This is a genomic window from Mesorhizobium sp. B2-1-8, from assembly GCF_006442545.2.
GTDB lineage: Bacteria > Pseudomonadota > Alphaproteobacteria > Rhizobiales > Rhizobiaceae > Mesorhizobium.
On the sequence record NZ_CP083952.1, the window covers coordinates 4,123,016 to 4,139,230 of the forward strand.

Here is a 16,215-nt window from a genome sequence, read left to right on the forward strand (position 1 = left end):
CTATCTAGAGCGCAACAATCCACTCAAACAGGAATAAAGGCCTCTCGGTTGGCGCGCGGATTTTTCATCACCTTCGAAGGCGGCGAAGGCGCAGGCAAGTCGACACAGATCGAGCGGCTGGCCACAAAGATGCGCGCCAAGAAGTATGATGTCCTGCGCACGCGTGAACCGGGCGGCTCGCCGGGCGCCGAAGCGGTCCGGCATGTGCTGCTTTCGGGCGCCGCCGAACCGTTCGGGCCGAAGATGGAGGCGCTGCTCTTCGCCGCCGCGCGTTCCGACCATGTCGAGCAGGTCATCCGTCCGGCGGTCGAGCGCGGCTCCATCGTGCTTTGTGACCGCTTCCTGGATTCCTCGCGTGTCTATCAGGGCGTTACGGGCGGGATCGATCCGGCATTCATGGCCATGCTGGAACAGGTCGCCATCAACGGCATGATGCCCGACATGACACTGATCTTCGATATCGACCCGGCCGAGGGTTTGAAGCGCGCGACATGGCGGCGCGGCAGTGACGCCGCCGCCGACCGCTTCGAAAAGGAGACGCTGACCATCCACCAGGCCCGCCGCGAAGCGTTCCTGGCGATCGCGGCGGCAGAGCCGGAACGCTGCATCGTCGTCGACGCGTCAGCCGATCCGGACACGGTGGAGGATGTCGTCACCGCGACCGTGTTCGCGGCATTGGAGGCAAGGGCGCCCGAGCGCAACAGGCAGGTCGCACCGGTATGATCTTCGAACGCATTGCGCCGGAACAGCATGATACGCTGGACGGTGTGCCGGAGCCCTCCGAAACGCCGCGTCTGGTCGGGCACGGGCAGGCCGCCACCATGCTCGCCGCCGCCTATCGCGCGGGAAAGCTGCCGCATGCGCTGATCTTCGCCGGGCCGGTCGGCATCGGCAAGGCGACGCTCGCCTTCCATCTTGCCCACCACCTTTTAAAGCATCCGGCTTTCGACCAGGCGCCCGGTAACCTTGCGGTTCCCGATCCGGCCTCGCCGCTGTTTCGCCAGATCGCCACCGGTGCGCATCCGGGGGTGCTGCATCTGACCCGCCCCCTGAACGACAAGACCAAGAGCTTCAAGACCGTCGTCACCGTCGACGAAATCCGCAAGGTCAGCCGCTTCCTGTCGCTGACTTCGCACGACGGCAGCTACCGGGTGGTGATCGTCGATCCGGCCGACGACATGAATGCCAATGCGGCCAATGCCTTGCTGAAGAATCTCGAAGAACCACCGGCACGGACCCTGTTCATTCTCATCGTCCATGCGCCGGGCAGTCTGCTGCCGACGATCCGCTCGCGCTGCCAGGTGGTTCGATTCACGCCGCTCGACGCCAACGAACTGATGGCAGTGCTGGAGACAGCGGACCCGCCACCACCCGACGATCCGGCCGCGCGAGCCGCGCTGGTCGAGCGGGCAGGGGGAAGCGCGCGCAGCGCGATCCTGCTGACGCAGTATGGCGGGCTGGAAATCGCGCAGACGCTCGATGGCCTGGTGGCGACGGGAAAGAGCGATATTGCCGGTGCCTACCGCCTGGCCGAGGCCGTCGCGGGCAGGGACCAGGCGATCCAGTTCGACATCTTCAACCGCCGGGCGCTGGACCTTCTGTCGGACGCGGCAAGCCAGGCAGCGCAGGCTGGCGATCTCAAGCGGGCCAAAACGCTCTCCGATACTTGGCATGAGGCCTTGGACGCTATATCTGAGACGGACACCTACAATCTCGACAAGAAGCAGCACGCCCTGACCATGATCGACCGCCTGAATTCTGCAATGCGAATGTGACGGCCTTTTTGGTGCATGCCGTTGCCCCAATGCCGGGGCCACTTTTGGGCGGCATGCATTGGTCTCGGGATGGCAATCGCCATTCCGATGCGATATCCACCGCCACGGCTTCCATTCAGACATTCATGACGGTTCATTCATGTCACGCGACACATTCTACATCACGACCGCGATTTCCTATCCGAACGGCAAGCCGCATATCGGCCATGCGTACGAGCTGATCGCCACCGACGCGCTTGCCCGTTTCCAGCGGCTCGACGGCAAGCAGGTCTTCTTCCTCACCGGCACCGACGAGCACGGCATCAAGATGCTGCAGACGGCGAAGAAGGAAGGCATTTCGGCGCGCGACCTGGCCGACCGCAACTCGGCCGAGTTCAAGCGCATGGCGACCGCGCTCAACGCCTCCAACGACGATTTCATCCGCACCACCGAGGAGCGGCATTACGCGGCTTCGCAGGCGATTTGGAAGGCGATGGCCGCCAATGGCGACGTCTACAAGGGCGGCTATGCCGGCTGGTACTCCGTGCGTGACGAAGCCTACTACGGCGAGGAAGAGACCGAGGTCCGCCCCGACAATGTCCGCTACGGGCCGCAGGGAACCCCGGTCGAATGGGTCGAGGAAGAGAGCTATTTCTTCCGCCTGTCGGCCTACCAGGACAAGCTCATCGCGCTTTATGAAAACCAGCCCGACTTCATCGGTCCGGCCGAGCGACGCAACGAGGTGATGAGCTTCGTCAAGTCGGGACTGAAGGACCTGTCGATCTCGCGCACCACGTTCGACTGGGGCGTGCCGGTACCTGGCGACGAAAAGCATGTCATGTATGTGTGGGTAGACGCGCTGACCAACTACATTACCGGTATCGGCTATCCCGATGAAAAAGCTGACAATTGGCGGTTTTGGCCGGCCGATGCGCACATCATCGGCAAGGACATTGTGCGCTTCCACGCGGTTTATTGGCCCGCCTTCCTGATATCGGCCGGCATCCCGCTGCCGAAGCGCGTCTTCGGCCACGGCTTCCTGTTCAACCGCGGCGAGAAGATGTCGAAATCGGTCGGCAACGTCATCGACCCCTTCACCATGGTCGAGCATTACGGCCTCGACCAGGTGCGGTACTTCTTCCTGCGCGAAGTGCCGTTCGGCCAGGACGGCAGCTACAGCCATGAAGCGATCGTCAACCGCACCAATGCGGATCTGGCCAATGGTCTCGGCAATCTGGCGCAGCGCTCGCTGTCGATGATCGCCAAGAACTGCGGCGGCGTGGTGCCGAAGCGCGGCGATCTGGCGGAGGCCGACAAGGTGATCCTGGATCAAGCGGTCGACGCCCTCGCCACAGCGCGCAAGGCAATGGCCGAACAGGGCATCCATCTGGCACTGGCGGCGATCTTCGGCGTGGTTGCGGAAGCCGACCGGTATTTCGCCGGACAGGAACCCTGGGCGCTCAAAAAGACCAATCCGGAGCGCATGGAAACGGTGCTGTGGACGACAGCCGAAGTGGTGCGACGCGTGGCGGTTCTATGCCAGCCCTTCATTCCGGGCTCGGCCGGCAAGCTGCTCGACCTGCTGGCAGTGCCGGCGGACGATCGCGATTTCGTGCATGTCCACGCCGACCATGCGCTTGTGTCCGGCACGGCGCTGCCTGCGCCAGAGGGCGTGTTTCCGCGCTATGTCGAACAGACGGACGCGAACGCCTGATGCTCGTCGACAGCCATTGTCATCTGGACTTTCCGGACTTCGCCGAGGAGCGGGCGACCATTGTCGCCCGCGCCAAGGCGGCCGGCATCGGCCGTATGGTGACGATCTCAACGCGCGTGAAGCGGTTTCAACAAGTCCTTGAGATTGCAGAGACTTTCGACGAAGTCTATTGCTCCGTTGGCACCCATCCGCACAATGCCGCCGAGGAGCTCGACGTCACCGCTGCCGACCTTGTCCGCCTGTCCGCTCACCAAAAGGTGGTGGCGATCGGTGAAGCGGGGCTCGATTATTTCTACGACAAGGCACCACGCGATGCGCAGGCGCAGGGTTTTCGCGCCCATATCGCCGCCGCCCGCGAGACCGGGCTGCCTCTCGTCATTCATTCGCGCGACGCCGACGACGACATGGCCGCCATTCTCGAAGACGAGACAGGGAAGGGCGCCTTCCCTTTCATCCTGCATTGTTTTTCGTCGGGACGGCGGCTCGCCGAGGTCGGCGTGTCGTTAGGCGGCTATGTGTCGTTCTCGGGCATCCTGACTTTCAAGAACTCCGTCGAATTGCGCGCCATCGCCGCCGACGTGCCGCACGACCGGTTGCTGGTCGAAACCGACGCGCCATACCTTGCGCCGGTACCGTTTCGCGGCAAGCGCAACGAGCCGGCCTATGTCGCGCAGACCGCCAAGGTTTTGGCGGAGACGATCGGCGTCACCGCGGCTGAAATCGCTGCGTTGACCACCGACAATTTCTTTCGGCTGTTTGGAAAGATGCCACGCCCGGACCAGCGGGCACCCGAGGCATGAGCGACCGGCTGCGCCTGACCATTCTCGGCTCTGGGTCGTCGCCAGGCACGCCGCGCATCACCGGCGACTGGGGCAATTGCGACCCCGCCAATCCGAGGAACCGGCGCATGCGCACGGCCGCGCTTGTCGAGCGCATCGCCGCTAGCGGCAGCCGCACCACGGTCGTCATCGACACCGGGCCGGATTTCCGCGAGCAGATGCTGATGGCTTCAGTCAGGCGCATCGATGGGGTGATCTACACGCATCCGCATGCCGACCACATCCACGGCATCGACGATTTGCGCGGCTATGTGCTAGAACAACGGCATCGCATCGACATCCATGCCGACGAGCCGACCATGCTGCGGCTGCGCGAGGCGTTCGGCTATTGCTTCGAGACGCCGCCGGGCAGCTCCTATCCGCCGATCGTCGACGCCCACATCATCGACCATGCCAGGCCGGTTGTGGTTGAAGGAGAGGGGGGTGCCCTCACCTTCGAGCCGCTGCCCCAGATCCATGGCGACATCATTTCGCTGGGTTTCCGCATCGGCGGGCTCGCCTACTGCCCCGATGTCAGCGACTTTCCCAAGACCACCGCCGAGCGGCTGCGAGGCCTCGACATGCTGGTCATCGACGCTTTGCAATACAACACGCATCCAAGCCATCTCTCGCTTGGCCAGGCGCTGGACTGGATCGAGGCGCTTTCGCCTGGGAACGCCGTGCTGACGCACATGCACGTGCCGCTCGATTACACCGCCGTGATGACCGAGACGCCTGACAATGTCGAACCGGCCTATGATGGCATGGTGATAGAAATCCCATACGAGTCAGAACGATAGAGACAGCAGCTCAGCCGGCTGTTCCAGTCGCCGCTCGAACGTTGGACGATGGGTTCGAGGTCGTGAAGTGCCGGCATGGTGCCGTCACTGGCCGAAACCGCAGCAATTCTCGAGCTACGCCCCATGCGCTAGTTCCATAATCTATCTTATGCGACTTTCTGCGAGCTGGTGCAGGTTGATGGCTCGCGCACCATTGGTAGTTCGAGAACCGCGGCCCCAAATGCGCCATGGCCGCGACCTCGAGGGGCAGCCAGCACGGGCCCGCGCCGGACAGCGCCAACAGACGGGCGGCAGCCATTTAATCTGTTTTGGAGTTCTAGATTTTCAGCGCCGTAGCATGTGCAATGAACGCTTCAATACTGTCCTTTGGGTAGCCAAGAAGAGTGCCTTCTATCCTCGCTAAATCATTCGTCGTGAAGACGTTAAAGGCCGCCCCGTTGCGACACATTCGTGAGATCATCTGGCTAAGCTTACAGCGCCACTCCTCTGTTGGCAGGCAGTAGCGACGTTCCTCAATAGAGGTTTCAGGATCAATATAGGAGAACTTGAGGATACGTCCATCATCGACAAAGGGTTTGAAATGCGCATCACCGATGTCTTCTGCATCCATACCAGGTTCTGCCGCGAACAACGCCATTGGTTTCTCGCCCTGGAGCATCATTTGCAGTTCGCGGCCATTATGCGGCCCAATGCCAGGCGGGGGTGTGCGTTTTGTCATGAGGCACCATGGCTAAGCTCGTCTTCGGAATGAACCTGTCCTTGGATGGCTATGTCGACCACCAGGCATTTGGGCCCGATGCCACGCTCTTCCGTCATTGGATCGAGCACGTGCGCGGCCTGACGGGCAGCGTGTACGGTCGCGGCATGTATGAGGTCAAGCGCTATTGGGATGAAGACCATCCGGAGTGGACGCCGGATTTACGCGAGTTCGCGGCGGCATGGCGACGGCAACCGAAATGGGTTGTCTCGCGCTCGCTGAAGTCGGTCGGCCCTAACGCCACGCTTGTCGCTGATGACGCGGAGGCTGCGATACGCAGGCTGAAAGATCAGCTGACGGGTGAGATCTCCGTTTCCGGACCAGACCTGGCGCGAAGCCTGACCGGTTTCATCGATGAGTATCGACTCTACTTCCATCCTGTCGTGCTCGGTCACGGCAAGCCGTTCTTCGCTGGTCCCCGGCCACCGCTCCGCCTCGTGGCCAGCGACCGGATCGGCAAGGACGTGGTCAGATTGACATACGTTTCTGCCTGATCAGGACCCTCAATGTCCCAGCCAAAAGGTGCCTCAAAGCCAAGACCGGCGGAACCCTCCGGACGGCGATTTCGGCAATGGAATCCGGCCAGCGAAGCAATTACCCTGTCCCAAACTGCTCATCAGGCTTCGGCTGGATTTCAAGGCAATCAGATGATCACTCGATCTTCCTTTCTCGGCCTGCCCGATCGCCTCGCCGATGGCACGGTGCCCCGTGCGGTGATCTTCGGTGCCGGTCACGGCAGCACCTATCCCGGCAAAGACAGCGGCGGCCACGCCTTGGCCGCCGATGCCATCCGTGTTGCAAGCCAGGATGATGCCGAGCTCTTCGAGCATTGGGATTTCGATCTCGGCGGCCCGTTGTTCGACGGCAGGCCGATCTGCTGCGTCGACGCCGGCGACATCCTGACCATCATGCATGACAATGCCGGCAACCGCGCCCGGATCGAGGCGAAGATGCGCGAAGTCCTGTCATTGCCCGCCGTGCCCATCCTGCTCGGCGGGGACGATTCCGTGGTCAGTCCCTTCCTCGCCGGCTTCGCGGATCACGGGCCTGTCTGGATCCTGCAGATCGACGCCCATATCGACTGGCGTGACGAAGTGCATGGCGAACGCCACGGCTACTCCAGCCCGATGCGCCGGGCGAGCGAGATGGCGCATGTCGCCGGCATGGTGCAGGTCGGACTGCGCAGCGTCGGCAGCGCACGCCTCACGGAGATCGAAGCGGCGCGGCACTATGGCAGCCGTTTCGTCACCGCCCGCGAGGTCCACGCCCAAGGTGTCGAAGCGGCGCTCAGCCATATTCCGGAAGGCGCGCGGGTCGTCGTCACCTTCGACTGCGACAGTCTCGACCCAGGCTTCATGCCTGGCGTGGCCGCGCGTACGCCTGGCGGCCTCACCTATACGCAGGTCATCGATCTCATCGCAGGCCTCGGCAAGCGGGCGAGGATCGCTGGATTCGATCTTGTCGAGTTCTATCCGCCAGCCGACATTGACGGCCTGTCGGCGCTCATCGCCGCGCGCCTTCTCGTCAATGTGATCGGCGCCGTGGTCCGGCAGGTTTGAAACCCGACCTGAGGTCGAATATGCCCCCTGTCCGGTCTGCAGGAAACTTTACCGAGGCCCCTGCTCCAGCCTGATCCGGTAACTCAACGAACGCTTCGCGCCCGGCGCGATCAGCATCAGGCCCGGCTTGTCGATGAACTCTCCATCGAAATCCAGCGGGCTGGCAATGCCGTGCCAAGGCTCGATGCACAGGAACGGTGCGCCGCCGGGTTTGGACCAGATGCCCAGTTCCTGAAGTCCCTGCCACGAGACCTCAATCGCCGGACCGTGACCGGCGCCGTAGCGAATGCTGTTGCTGGCCGGCCGGTCCATGATCACGGCGTCGTCCTCGAAAAGCCCTTCGGAGAGCTCGAGGATATTGCCTTTGACAGGCGTTGGCTGCGGCGTCGCGGTGAGCAGGCCATCCTTCAGCCGGCGGATCGGCGCTGGCTCGTCATCGGAAAAGATCAGCCGATAATCCGTTTTGGCCACACCGGGCAGAAGTGGCCAGTTGAATGCCGGATGCGCCCCGATCGAGGCCGGCAACGGCTCGTCGCCGGTGTTGGTGATCTCTAATCCTATGTCGAGTTGACCCTCGCCCAGCGTATAGGTCACAGCCAGGCGGAATGCGAACGGGTAGTGCGTTCGGGTTTCCGCGTCATCGGTGAGCACCAGCGTGCAGGATCGAGGCCCCCTCTCCGCCCACATAAACGGCTTGTCGCGGGCGAAGCCGTGCTGCGTCATCGGATAGGCCTGGCCGCGATGGCGCAGCTGATCGCCTTTCAGCCTGCCGACGATCGGGAACAGCACCGGCGAATGGCGCCGCCAGGCCGGTCCGGCCTGCCACAGAAACTCAAATCCTTGCGCATCCCGCAGCGAAACCAGTTCGGCGCCCTGCCCGGCAATGGTCGCCGATATGCCTTCGCCATGAAGCGTCAGGCTGTCCTGTTCCATATGTCCTCGCGGTTCGTCTGGCGTGGCCGGCAGGCTAGCAAATGGCAAGGCGTGAACTCAAGGCAGCGGACGCATTTGCCTTTCACACGGTCGCGATGAACGTTGACAGCGCCACCGGCCGGGCGCCGTCTCAAATGAAAAGTGGCCGGAGGTTTCCCTCCGGCCACGGCATCATGGCAGCTGTTTCCAGCTATGGTCCGGACTATTCCCGCTCGCCGGTGAAATTCAACAGCAGCTGGAAGATGTTGATGAAGTTCAGATAGAGCGAGAACGCGCCGAAGACGGCAAGCTTCTGCCGCGACTCCGCATCGAAATTCTCCGCATACTGCTCCTTGATCGTCTGCGTGTCCCAGGCGGTCAGGCCGATGAACACGGCGATGCCGATCACCGAGATGGCGAACTGCAGCGCGGTCGAGCCGAGGAAGATGTTGACGATGCTGGCGATCACCACGCCGATCAGACCCATGATCAGGAAGGACGAGAACTGGGTCAGGTCACGCCTGGTCGTGTAGCCATAGAGGCTGGTGGCACCGAACATGGTAGCGGCGATGAAGAAGGTGCGCGCGATGCTGGTTCCGGTGAAGACCAGGAACACCGAGGCCAGCGACAGGCCCATGACGGCACAAAAGGCCCAGAACATTGCCTGCGCGCTTGCCGCCGACATGGTCTGCATCTTGAACGAGAACAGGAGCACGAAGGCGAGCGGCGCCAGCATCACCACCCATTTCAGCGGGCTGGAAAAGATCGGCACATAGAGGGCGGGCGTCGACGACACCAGGAAGGCGACAAGGCCGGTAACCACCAGGCCGAGGCCCATATAATTGTAGACGCGCAGCATGTGCTGGCGCAGGCCCTCGTCATAGACGGCTCCGGTCCGGGCGCCCGCGCCGACGCGGTATCCAAGATTGGGCGTATTCATTTTCAGGTCTCCTTTGAGGATCGGTCAGTAAAGCGTTCTGGCGAGCGTTTCGGCGGCGCGGTCGAGATCGTGAACCTCGCTCTTCGCGACAACCGCGTAGGCGACATCGCCGATCTGGAAGTAGGCCGAGGAGATATCGCCGGAGGGCGCGACGGTCGGTTTGACCACATCGAAAGTGCCCGGCCGGATCGCGAACAGCGACACCAGGCCCATCTCCTTCGTTTCAACCGCAATTTCGACACTCGGGCCGAAGCGCGACGGATAGATCTGCACGTCGCGGACTTTCCAGTCCTTCGGCAGCGATGGCATGACGATGGCGGTGGCGGCGCGGATCTCGCCGGCATTGTAATTGGGCGCCTCGGTCTGCGAGGGCATGTTTTCGCGCAGCAGCGTCGTCCTGTGTGCCTGTACCGCCTCGTCGACATAGGCGGGCGGCTGCGGCGAAGCGACCACCTTGGTCACCGACATCGGCCCGACAATGCCGTTTGCCAGCCAGCCGGCGGCAACGAAAGCGGCGACCGCCGCCGTGCGTTGCAACATGCCGAAGACTCGGCCCCGGCCAAGTCCCCTCTCCAGCCGCCGCGCGGCATCGGCAGTCGCGGGTCGCGCCACGCCCTCGGAGCCGGCCAGCGCCACGCGCAGTTCGTCGCGGATGCGCAGATCGGACATCACGCGCGCGGCCGCCTCCGGACGCGCGGACAGGAAAGCTTCGACCTCGATGCGGCGGCTAACGTCGAGCTGGTCGTCGACATAGGCGTCGAGATCTGCGTCCGTAACCGGGTCCACAAGAGCGGTCATGTGTCACCTCCCACGATCCTGAGATGATTTTTGCCCCGCGCCGGCGCCTCTTCCAGCTGGCGCAGGGCCGCGCGCGCCCTGCCGATACGCGACATCAGCGTGCCCAGCGGCACGCCACTGGCATTTGCCGCCTGCTGGTAGGAGAGCCCCTCGATGGCGACCAGATGCAGCGCCGAGCGCTGTTCTTCCGGCAGGCTGAAAAAGGCTTCGCGCACCTGCGCCAGGCGCACGGAATGTTCCTGCGGCGCCGGCGTGCTGCCGTCGGCCAGATATCCGGCCTGTTCGAGACGTGCCGCTTCCGAGCGGCGCGTGCGCATGCGGTCGATGAAGGTGTTGTGGACGATCGACAGCAGCCATGCCCGCAGATTTCCGCCCGAGCGGAAGGTGCCGCGACGCTCATAGGCGCGCACCAGCGCGTCGTGCACGAGATCCTCGGCCTCGACGCCGTCGCGCGCCAGCGAACGCGCGTAGCGCCGCAGCGACCCGAGTTGTCCTATGATGTCAAAGCGTGGCATCGACGGTTTCATGCCCTGTTTACGGAGCATGTGGGGATTCTAATCCCGGCGGCTGTCCTTTTCTTCGCCGATATCCAGCGCTGCTCTTCAGTCCCGACGCGGACTTGCCCGTTTGGGAGCGCTCACGCCGCAGGCGCGCAACACCCATCTGCGGCCGTCGCTGCGAAAATCGGTGATGCTCAGCGGCTCGATGTCGATTTTCCAACCGGCGGCAAGCGGCGCGCTGAGAACATGCAGGATCGCGGCGCGGATGACGCTGGCATGCGTCACGGCGATCGTGTGACCACGTTCGGCGATCAATCGATCCATCAAATCAGCGGCCCGTTGGGCAACTTCAGCCAGCGATTCACCACCATGCGGGGCCGTATTCGGATCCGTGCGCCAGGCGATGATCTCGTCCGGGTGTAGCGCCTGCACCTCGTCAAACCTCTTGCCTGCCCATCGTCCGCAATTCTGGTCCGCCAGCATCGTATCGACAGTCGCATCCAGCGATAGCGCCTCAGCGGTCTGACAGGCGCGAAGCGCCGGGCCCGTCAACACACGGTCGGCGCGGCGCAGCGTCCCGCGCATCGCCTTTGCCAATGTCAGCGATCGTGGTTCCAGCGGTTCATCCGAAGGAAACGATCCTTTCCGGGTCGCCGCCGTGGCGCCGGCGCAGATCATGGTCAGACGGACGAGCATGGAGAATGCTTTCTCTGAGTAGGTGGAAGCTATACCGACAGGTGCCGCTTTTCGTGTCGGCGCACCGAAACCGCTGGTGAAACCTGGCCAATTTGCGTATCACTCCGCCGCGCCAACGGAACCATAATGATGTTCGAACACCTGCAGCCAGCTCCCGCCGACAAGATTCTTGCGCTGATCGGCCTCTATCGCGCCGATCCACGCCCTGGCAAGGTCGACCTCGGCGTCGGCGTCTACAAGGATCGCGACGGCAAGACGCCGGTCATGCGCGCCGTGCGCGAGGCCGAAAAGCGGCTGCTGGAAGGACAGGATACCAAGACCTATCTCGGCCTTGCCGGCGATACCGGCTTCAACACCGTGATGGCCAAGCTCGCCTTCGGTCCGGGTGCCGACATGGCGCGTATCCGTGCGGCACAGGCGCCTGGCGGGTCCGGCGCGCTGCGGCTGGTGGCGGAACTGCTCAAGCGCACACGGTCGGACGCGACGGTCTGGGTCTCCGACCCGACCTGGCCGAACCATATGCCGGTGATGCGTGCCGCCGGCCTGCAGATTCGCGAATACCCCTATTTCGATGCGGCCTCGGGTGCCGTTCGTTTCGACGACATGCTGGCTGCATTGCGGACGGCCAACCGCGGCGACGTGGTGCTGCTGCATGGCTGCTGCCACAACCCGACCGGCGCCAATCTGGACGCAGCTCAGTGGGAGGCCGTCACCGATCTGATCGTCGAGCGTGACTTGCTGCCGTTTGTCGACATCGCCTATCAGGGCTTTGGCGACGGTCTCGAGGCCGACGCCCTCGGCTTGCGGCTGCTGGCCGCGAAAGTCCCGGAAATGGTCGTCGCGTCGAGCTGCTCGAAGAATTTCGCCGTCTACCGCGACCGTGTCGGCGCGGCGATGGTCCTGGCCAGGGACGGCGCGCAGGCCGACGTCGCGATGAGCCAGATGCTGTCGGCGGCACGCGCCATGTATTCGATGCCGCCGGACCATGGCGCGGCCGCGGTGCGCATCGTGCTGGAAGACGCCGCGCTGCGTGCCGACTGGGAAGCCGAGCTCGAAGAGATGCGCCTGCGTATGCTGAGGCTCAGGGTCGCGTTCGCCGAGGCGCTGCGCTGGCAATCCAATTCCGACCGTTTCGACTTCGTTGCCAGCCATCGCGGCATGTTCTCCAGGCTTGGCCTCACGGAAGCGCAGGTCGAACGGCTGCGCGCCGAGCACGCCGTCTACATGGTCGGCGATAGCCGCATCAACGTGGCGGGCCTGCCCGAGGACGGCATCGATGACCTCGCCAAGGCGATCGTTTCCGTGCTGGACTGACGAAGCGGGTACGGTGCAACTGTGGACAAGCCCCCCTCGCCGGCTGACAGCGTTGGCCGCGCGGCGGTTCGCGCGATAGCATCCGCCGCATGACGCCATCGAACGACATTTCACGCCTGATCGAGATCATGGCGGCGTTGCGCGCGCCGAAGACCGGCTGCCCGTGGGACATCGAGCAGAATTTCTCCACCATCGCCCCCTATACGATCGAGGAGGCCTATGAGGTGGCGGACGCCATTGCGCGCGGCGATCTCGACGACCTGCGCGACGAGCTTGGCGACCTCCTGCTGCAGGTCGTCTACCATGCCCAGATGGCGCAGGAGGCCGGTGAATTCGCGTTCCCCGATGTGGTCCAGACCATCACCACCAAGATGATCCGCCGCCATCCACACGTCTTTGGCGACGAGAAGGCTCGCAGCGCCGGCATGGCCAAGGGCATGTGGGAGAAGATCAAGGCGCAGGAGAATGCCGAGAAGCGGCAAGCCCGCCTCGCGCGTGGCCTCGACCCCGAGGACAATGGCAAGGGATTCCTGGACAGTGTTCCGGTCGCCCTGCCCGCCTTGACGCGAGCCTTGAAACTTCAGGAAAAGGCCGCCCGTGTCGGCTTCGACTGGAGCGAGGCTGCTCCCATCCTGGACAAGATCGAGGAAGAGATCGGGGAGTTGCGCGAGGCTCTGGCCAAGGGTGAAACGGCTGAGATCAAGGACGAGTTCGGCGACATGTTGTTTGCCGTCGTCAATCTTGGGCGTCACCTGAAGCTCGATTCGGAAGCGGCGCTGAGCGGCACCAACGAGAAATTCCGCTCACGCTTCCACTATGTCGAGCAGGCCCTGGAAAAGGCAGGCGGCTCGCTGGAGGAAGCTACCCTGGAGGAAATGGAAGCGCTCTGGCAGGAAGCAAAAAACGCGAAGTAGCACTTCTTCCTGGATTGCTGCGCGTTAGCCATTGTTTCTGCGGCGCAATCGGCTTTCGATCTCTTCACGGGCGCTTTGCGTGGCCCGGAGCGAGATGGTGGCGCTGCCGTCGTCATTGTCGGTTCGCGAAACGACATCGCCATTGCGGTAAAGCCAATCGAGAAGGCCAAACTGGGCCGGCTCGATCGTCACCGTCAGATCTCGCAGCTCGCCGGCTATCCGCGTTTCGATGATCGCCTTCAGCGCATCGATGCCTTCGCCCGATACCGCCGATACGGCGATTGGCGGCTCCTTGCCGCCGCCGGCGCCGTCGGCGAGCAGCCGTTGCCTGTTGCCTTCGTCCAGCAGGTCGATCTTGTTCCAGACTTCGATCACGCGCTTGGTGTCGCTGGCGTCGACGCCGAGGTCGGCGAGGATGCGTTCGACATCTTCGGCCTGCGCCGCCGTATCGGGATCGGAAATGTCGCGCAGATGGATAACGAGATCCGCCTCTACGACCTCTTCCAAGGTCGCGCGGAACGCCGCGATCAGATGCGTCGGCAGGTCCGAAATGAAGCCCACCGTGTCGGAAAGAATGATCGGCGTGCCATGCGGCAGCCGCACGCGGCGCAGTGTCGGATCAAGCGTGGCAAACAGCATGTCCTGCGCCAGCACCCCTGCCCCGGTCAGCTTGTTGAACAGCGTCGACTTCCCGGCGTTGGTGTAGCCGACGATCGCCACCACCGGAAACGGCACCTTCTTGCGCTTGGCGCGATGCAGGTCGCGGGTGCGGCGCACCGTTTCCAGCTCGTGCTTCAGCTTTATGATCTTTTCCTGCAACTGCCGTCGATCGGATTCGATCTGCGTTTCACCGGGGCCGCCGAGGAAGCCGGCACCGCCACGCTGACGCTCCAGGTGGGTCCAGCTGCGCACCAGGCGGCCCTTCTGGTAGTTGAGATGGGCAAGCTCGACTTGCAGCGTGCCTTCCTTGGTGCGCGCCCGCTCGCCGAAAATCTCCAGGATCAGCCCCGTGCGATCCAGCACCTTGGCGTTGAATTCCTTCTCGAGATTGCGCTGCTGTACCGGCGTCAGCGGATGGTCGACGATGACCACTTCCGCATGCCCTTCCTTGACGATCCCGGCGAACTCCTCGACCTTGCCGCTGCCCAGCAATGTCGCCGGACGCGGGTCGTTGACGGTGACGACCGCCGTATGGATCAGATCAAGGTCGATGGCGCGGGCAAGGCCGACTGCTTCGTCGTGGCGCGCCTCGGCCGAGCGTGTCAGCCGGGGACGGCTCGTATCATCGTCATTGCGCGGTTGGCGGGAAAGCACAGGCACAATGACAACGGCCCGGGTCGGGGCTTCCGCTTCCGTCCCGGGATGATGCGCTGATTTTCCGCGAACCGTGCCGTCCGCGTCTCTCTCACGTGGCAATCAGGCGCCCTGGCTTTCCTCGCCATCGAACATCTGAACCGGCTGGCTCGGCATGATCGTGGAAATGGCGTGCTTGTAGACGAGCTGGGAGTGGCCGTCGCGGCGCAACAGGACGCAGAAATTGTCGAAGGAGGTGACCACGCCGGTCAGCTTCACGCCGTTAATGAGGAAGATGGTGAGCGGGTTCTTGCTCTTGCGAACTGAATTCAGGAACAGGTCCTGAAGATTTTGCGATCGTTCCGCCATTGTTTTTGTCTTTCGCCGATCCCCTTCGGTTTGCAGCCAATGCGCCAAATTACCGGGCACATGTCAAGCGCGCAAACACCCTCTTGCCGTCAGTAACGACAAGCAGAACGAGATATATTGATGTTCATTCCACCTGTGCGGTTATCAGGCTGGACTTTTTTCCGCAATGTCAAAAAAGGCCTGCCGCAACGAAAGTGTTATTGAGCCGGGGTCTCCATTGGCTATGGGATCACCGTCAATGGTCACGATCGGCATGGCAATAGTCGTCGCCGAACTGATGAATGCTTCGCGAGCCGCCTTGGCCTCGGCAACGGAAAATCCACGCTCCTCGATCTTCAGGCCGAGCTTTGCCGCGACTTCGAACATGGTGGTGCGCGTGATGCCGCGCAGAATGCCATGTTCGGCCGGCCTGGTGACCAGAACGCCATCCCTGGTAACGATCCAGGCATTCGACGAGCCGCCTTCCTTGACGTTGCCATCCGTGTCCACGAACCAGGCTTCCTGGGCACCGGCTTCCCTGGCCTTCTGCTTGGCCAATACATTGGGCAGCAAACCGGTACTCTTGATGTCGACGCGATCCCAACGGTTCTCGGGCACGGTGATGACCGCGATACCCGTCTCGGCCCGTTTCGCGCCGGCGGCAGGATCCGCCTTCTTGGCGGTCACCACCAGAGCCGGCTTCGTGTCCGCCGACGGAAAAACGAAATCGCGGCTGGCGACCCCGCGCGTCACCTGGACATAGACCAGGCCGTTGGCGACATGATTGCGGTTGACCACTTCGCGCAGGATCAGCGGCAATACGTTGCGCGTCACCGGCCAGGCGATCGACAGTTCGGTCAGCGAGCGGTTGAGCCGGGCAAGGTGGCGGGGCATGTCGACGATGAAGCCGCGCGCCACCTCGCAGACCTCGTAGACGCCGTCGGCGAACTGATAGCCGCGATCCTCGATATGCACGGAAGCGTCCGCATGAGCGACGTAGCGCCCGTTGACATAGGCAATGCGCGGCATTGGCGACCCCTGGAAAATTCTCGGGCCTTCTTATGCGATTCCGCCGCCGCCGTAACCGGCAAATGCTTG

The 16,215-nt window shown here is 63.1% G+C and carries 18 protein-coding genes; 9 read left to right on the top strand and 9 right to left on the bottom strand.

Features of this window, described 5'->3' with window-relative positions:
• The first annotated feature begins 48 nt into the window (after nt 1-48).
• The 5 genes from tmk to FJ970_RS20155 all read left to right on the top strand — a co-directional run bounded on the left by tmk (nt 49) and on the right by FJ970_RS20155 (nt 5,086).
• Nucleotides 49-723 (top strand): dTMP kinase, encoded by a 675-nt coding sequence (gene tmk / locus FJ970_RS20135; RefSeq protein ID WP_181178554.1) that lies wholly within the window; start codon nt 49-51, stop codon nt 721-723.
• Nucleotides 720-1,775, top strand: a complete 1,056-nt coding sequence (locus tag FJ970_RS20140; protein WP_140758664.1) for a DNA polymerase III subunit delta' — start codon at nt 720-722, stop codon at nt 1,773-1,775. Before tmk ends, FJ970_RS20140 begins: the two co-directional genes overlap by 4 nt.
• A 139-nt stretch (nt 1,776-1,914) precedes the next feature.
• Nucleotides 1,915-3,468: a methionine--tRNA ligase gene (metG, locus tag FJ970_RS20145; RefSeq protein ID WP_140758663.1), complete on the top strand. Its 1,554-nt coding sequence runs from the start codon at nt 1,915-1,917 to the stop codon at nt 3,466-3,468.
• On the top strand, nt 3,468-4,268 hold the full coding sequence (locus FJ970_RS20150; protein WP_140758662.1) for a TatD family hydrolase: 801 nt from the start codon (nt 3,468-3,470) through the stop codon (nt 4,266-4,268). The genes metG and FJ970_RS20150 overlap by 1 nt, the downstream gene beginning before the upstream one ends.
• Nucleotides 4,265-5,086, top strand: a complete 822-nt coding sequence (locus FJ970_RS20155) for an MBL fold metallo-hydrolase (protein ID WP_140758661.1) — start codon at nt 4,265-4,267, stop codon at nt 5,084-5,086. Before FJ970_RS20150 ends, FJ970_RS20155 begins: the two co-directional genes overlap by 4 nt.
• A gap of 316 nt (nt 5,087-5,402) precedes the next feature.
• On the opposite strand, the gene FJ970_RS20160 is transcribed toward FJ970_RS20155, so the two are convergent.
• Nucleotides 5,403-5,723 (bottom strand): hemin receptor, encoded by a 321-nt coding sequence (locus tag FJ970_RS20160; protein WP_227791860.1) that lies wholly within the window; start codon nt 5,721-5,723, stop codon nt 5,403-5,405.
• 89 nt (nt 5,724-5,812) lie between these two features.
• Between FJ970_RS20160 and FJ970_RS20165 the strand changes: the two genes are divergently transcribed.
• Both FJ970_RS20165 and FJ970_RS20170 read left to right on the top strand, forming a co-directional pair.
• A complete protein-coding gene (locus FJ970_RS20165) occupies nt 5,813-6,337 on the top strand; it encodes a dihydrofolate reductase family protein (RefSeq protein WP_140758659.1) in 525 nt (174 codons plus the stop codon).
• A gap of 153 nt (nt 6,338-6,490) precedes the next feature.
• On the top strand, nt 6,491-7,402 hold the full coding sequence (locus FJ970_RS20170) for an agmatinase (RefSeq protein WP_140758658.1): 912 nt from the start codon (nt 6,491-6,493) through the stop codon (nt 7,400-7,402).
• Nucleotides 7,403-7,450: 48 nt separating this feature from the next.
• Here the strand turns inward: FJ970_RS20170 and FJ970_RS20175 are convergent, their stop codons facing one another.
• From FJ970_RS20175 to FJ970_RS20195, 5 genes are all read right to left on the bottom strand, one after another.
• Nucleotides 7,451-8,335: an aldose 1-epimerase family protein gene (locus FJ970_RS20175; RefSeq protein WP_140758657.1), complete on the bottom strand. Its 885-nt coding sequence runs from the start codon at nt 8,333-8,335 to the stop codon at nt 7,451-7,453.
• 202 nt (nt 8,336-8,537) lie between these two features.
• Nucleotides 8,538-9,254: a Bax inhibitor-1/YccA family protein gene (locus FJ970_RS20180; protein ID WP_140758656.1), complete on the bottom strand. Its 717-nt coding sequence runs from the start codon at nt 9,252-9,254 to the stop codon at nt 8,538-8,540.
• Nucleotides 9,255-9,278: 24 nt separating this feature from the next.
• Entirely contained in the window at nt 9,279-10,052 is a 774-nt protein-coding gene (locus tag FJ970_RS20185; protein WP_140758655.1) for an anti-sigma factor family protein, read from the bottom strand.
• The gene (locus FJ970_RS20190; RefSeq protein ID WP_265336191.1) at nt 10,049-10,567 is read right to left on the bottom strand and encodes a sigma-70 family RNA polymerase sigma factor; all 519 of its coding nucleotides are present in this window, start codon (nt 10,565-10,567) and stop codon (nt 10,049-10,051) included. The genes FJ970_RS20185 and FJ970_RS20190 overlap by 4 nt, the downstream gene beginning before the upstream one ends.
• 87 nt (nt 10,568-10,654) lie before the next feature.
• Nucleotides 10,655-11,248: a histidine phosphatase family protein gene (locus FJ970_RS20195; RefSeq protein ID WP_140758653.1), complete on the bottom strand. Its 594-nt coding sequence runs from the start codon at nt 11,246-11,248 to the stop codon at nt 10,655-10,657.
• Nucleotides 11,249-11,377: 129 nt separating this feature from the next.
• Here FJ970_RS20195 and FJ970_RS20200 point away from each other — a divergent pair, with 129 nt between their 5' ends.
• On the top strand, nt 11,378-12,562 hold the full coding sequence (locus FJ970_RS20200; protein WP_140758727.1) for an aromatic amino acid transaminase: 1,185 nt from the start codon (nt 11,378-11,380) through the stop codon (nt 12,560-12,562).
• 89 nt (nt 12,563-12,651) lie between these two features.
• Complete coding sequence (mazG, locus tag FJ970_RS20205) at nt 12,652-13,476, top strand: nucleoside triphosphate pyrophosphohydrolase (RefSeq protein WP_140758652.1); 825 nt, start codon at nt 12,652-12,654, stop codon at nt 13,474-13,476.
• A 24-nt stretch (nt 13,477-13,500) separates the two neighbouring features.
• Here the strand turns inward: mazG and hflX are convergent, their stop codons facing one another.
• From hflX to FJ970_RS20220, 3 genes are all read right to left on the bottom strand, one after another.
• Complete coding sequence (hflX, locus tag FJ970_RS20210) at nt 13,501-14,892, bottom strand: GTPase HflX (RefSeq protein WP_140758651.1); 1,392 nt, start codon at nt 14,890-14,892, stop codon at nt 13,501-13,503.
• Complete coding sequence (gene hfq, locus FJ970_RS20215) at nt 14,893-15,138, bottom strand: RNA chaperone Hfq (protein WP_006202172.1); 246 nt, start codon at nt 15,136-15,138, stop codon at nt 14,893-14,895. It abuts the gene before it with no gap.
• A gap of 144 nt (nt 15,139-15,282) precedes the next feature.
• Complete coding sequence (locus tag FJ970_RS20220; protein ID WP_140758650.1) at nt 15,283-16,146, bottom strand: D-amino-acid transaminase; 864 nt, start codon at nt 16,144-16,146, stop codon at nt 15,283-15,285.
• Between the last annotated feature and the right edge of the window lie 69 nt (nt 16,147-16,215).

Bases quoted from the DNA above. Each gene is read 5' to 3' on its own strand.
- FJ970_RS20140 (WP_140758664.1), top strand. From the start codon at position 720: ATGATCTTCGAACGCATTGCGCCGGAACAGCATGATACGCTGGACGGT.
- FJ970_RS20175 (WP_140758657.1), bottom strand. From the start codon at position 8,335: ATGGAACAGGACAGCCTGACGCTTCATGGCGAAGGCATATCGGCGACC.
- FJ970_RS20185 (WP_140758655.1), bottom strand. From the start codon at position 10,052: ATGACCGCTCTTGTGGACCCGGTTACGGACGCAGATCTCGACGCCTAT.
- hfq (WP_006202172.1), bottom strand. From the start codon at position 15,138: ATGGCGGAACGATCGCAAAATCTTCAGGACCTGTTCCTGAATTCAGTT.
- FJ970_RS20190 (WP_265336191.1), bottom strand. From the start codon at position 10,567: ATGCCACGCTTTGACATCATAGGACAACTCGGGTCGCTGCGGCGCTAC.
- mazG (WP_140758652.1), top strand. From the start codon at position 12,652: ATGACGCCATCGAACGACATTTCACGCCTGATCGAGATCATGGCGGCG.
- FJ970_RS20150 (WP_140758662.1), top strand. From the start codon at position 3,468: ATGCTCGTCGACAGCCATTGTCATCTGGACTTTCCGGACTTCGCCGAG.
- FJ970_RS20160 (WP_227791860.1), bottom strand. From the start codon at position 5,723: ATGGCGTTGTTCGCGGCAGAACCTGGTATGGATGCAGAAGACATCGGT.
- FJ970_RS20165 (WP_140758659.1), top strand. From the start codon at position 5,813: ATGGCTAAGCTCGTCTTCGGAATGAACCTGTCCTTGGATGGCTATGTC.
- FJ970_RS20155 (WP_140758661.1), top strand. From the start codon at position 4,265: ATGAGCGACCGGCTGCGCCTGACCATTCTCGGCTCTGGGTCGTCGCCA.
- metG (WP_140758663.1), top strand. From the start codon at position 1,915: ATGTCACGCGACACATTCTACATCACGACCGCGATTTCCTATCCGAAC.
- FJ970_RS20200 (WP_140758727.1), top strand. From the start codon at position 11,378: ATGTTCGAACACCTGCAGCCAGCTCCCGCCGACAAGATTCTTGCGCTG.
- FJ970_RS20220 (WP_140758650.1), bottom strand. From the start codon at position 16,146: ATGCCGCGCATTGCCTATGTCAACGGGCGCTACGTCGCTCATGCGGAC.
- FJ970_RS20195 (WP_140758653.1), bottom strand. From the start codon at position 11,248: ATGCTCGTCCGTCTGACCATGATCTGCGCCGGCGCCACGGCGGCGACC.
- FJ970_RS20170 (WP_140758658.1), top strand. From the start codon at position 6,491: ATGATCACTCGATCTTCCTTTCTCGGCCTGCCCGATCGCCTCGCCGAT.
- FJ970_RS20180 (WP_140758656.1), bottom strand. From the start codon at position 9,254: ATGAATACGCCCAATCTTGGATACCGCGTCGGCGCGGGCGCCCGGACC.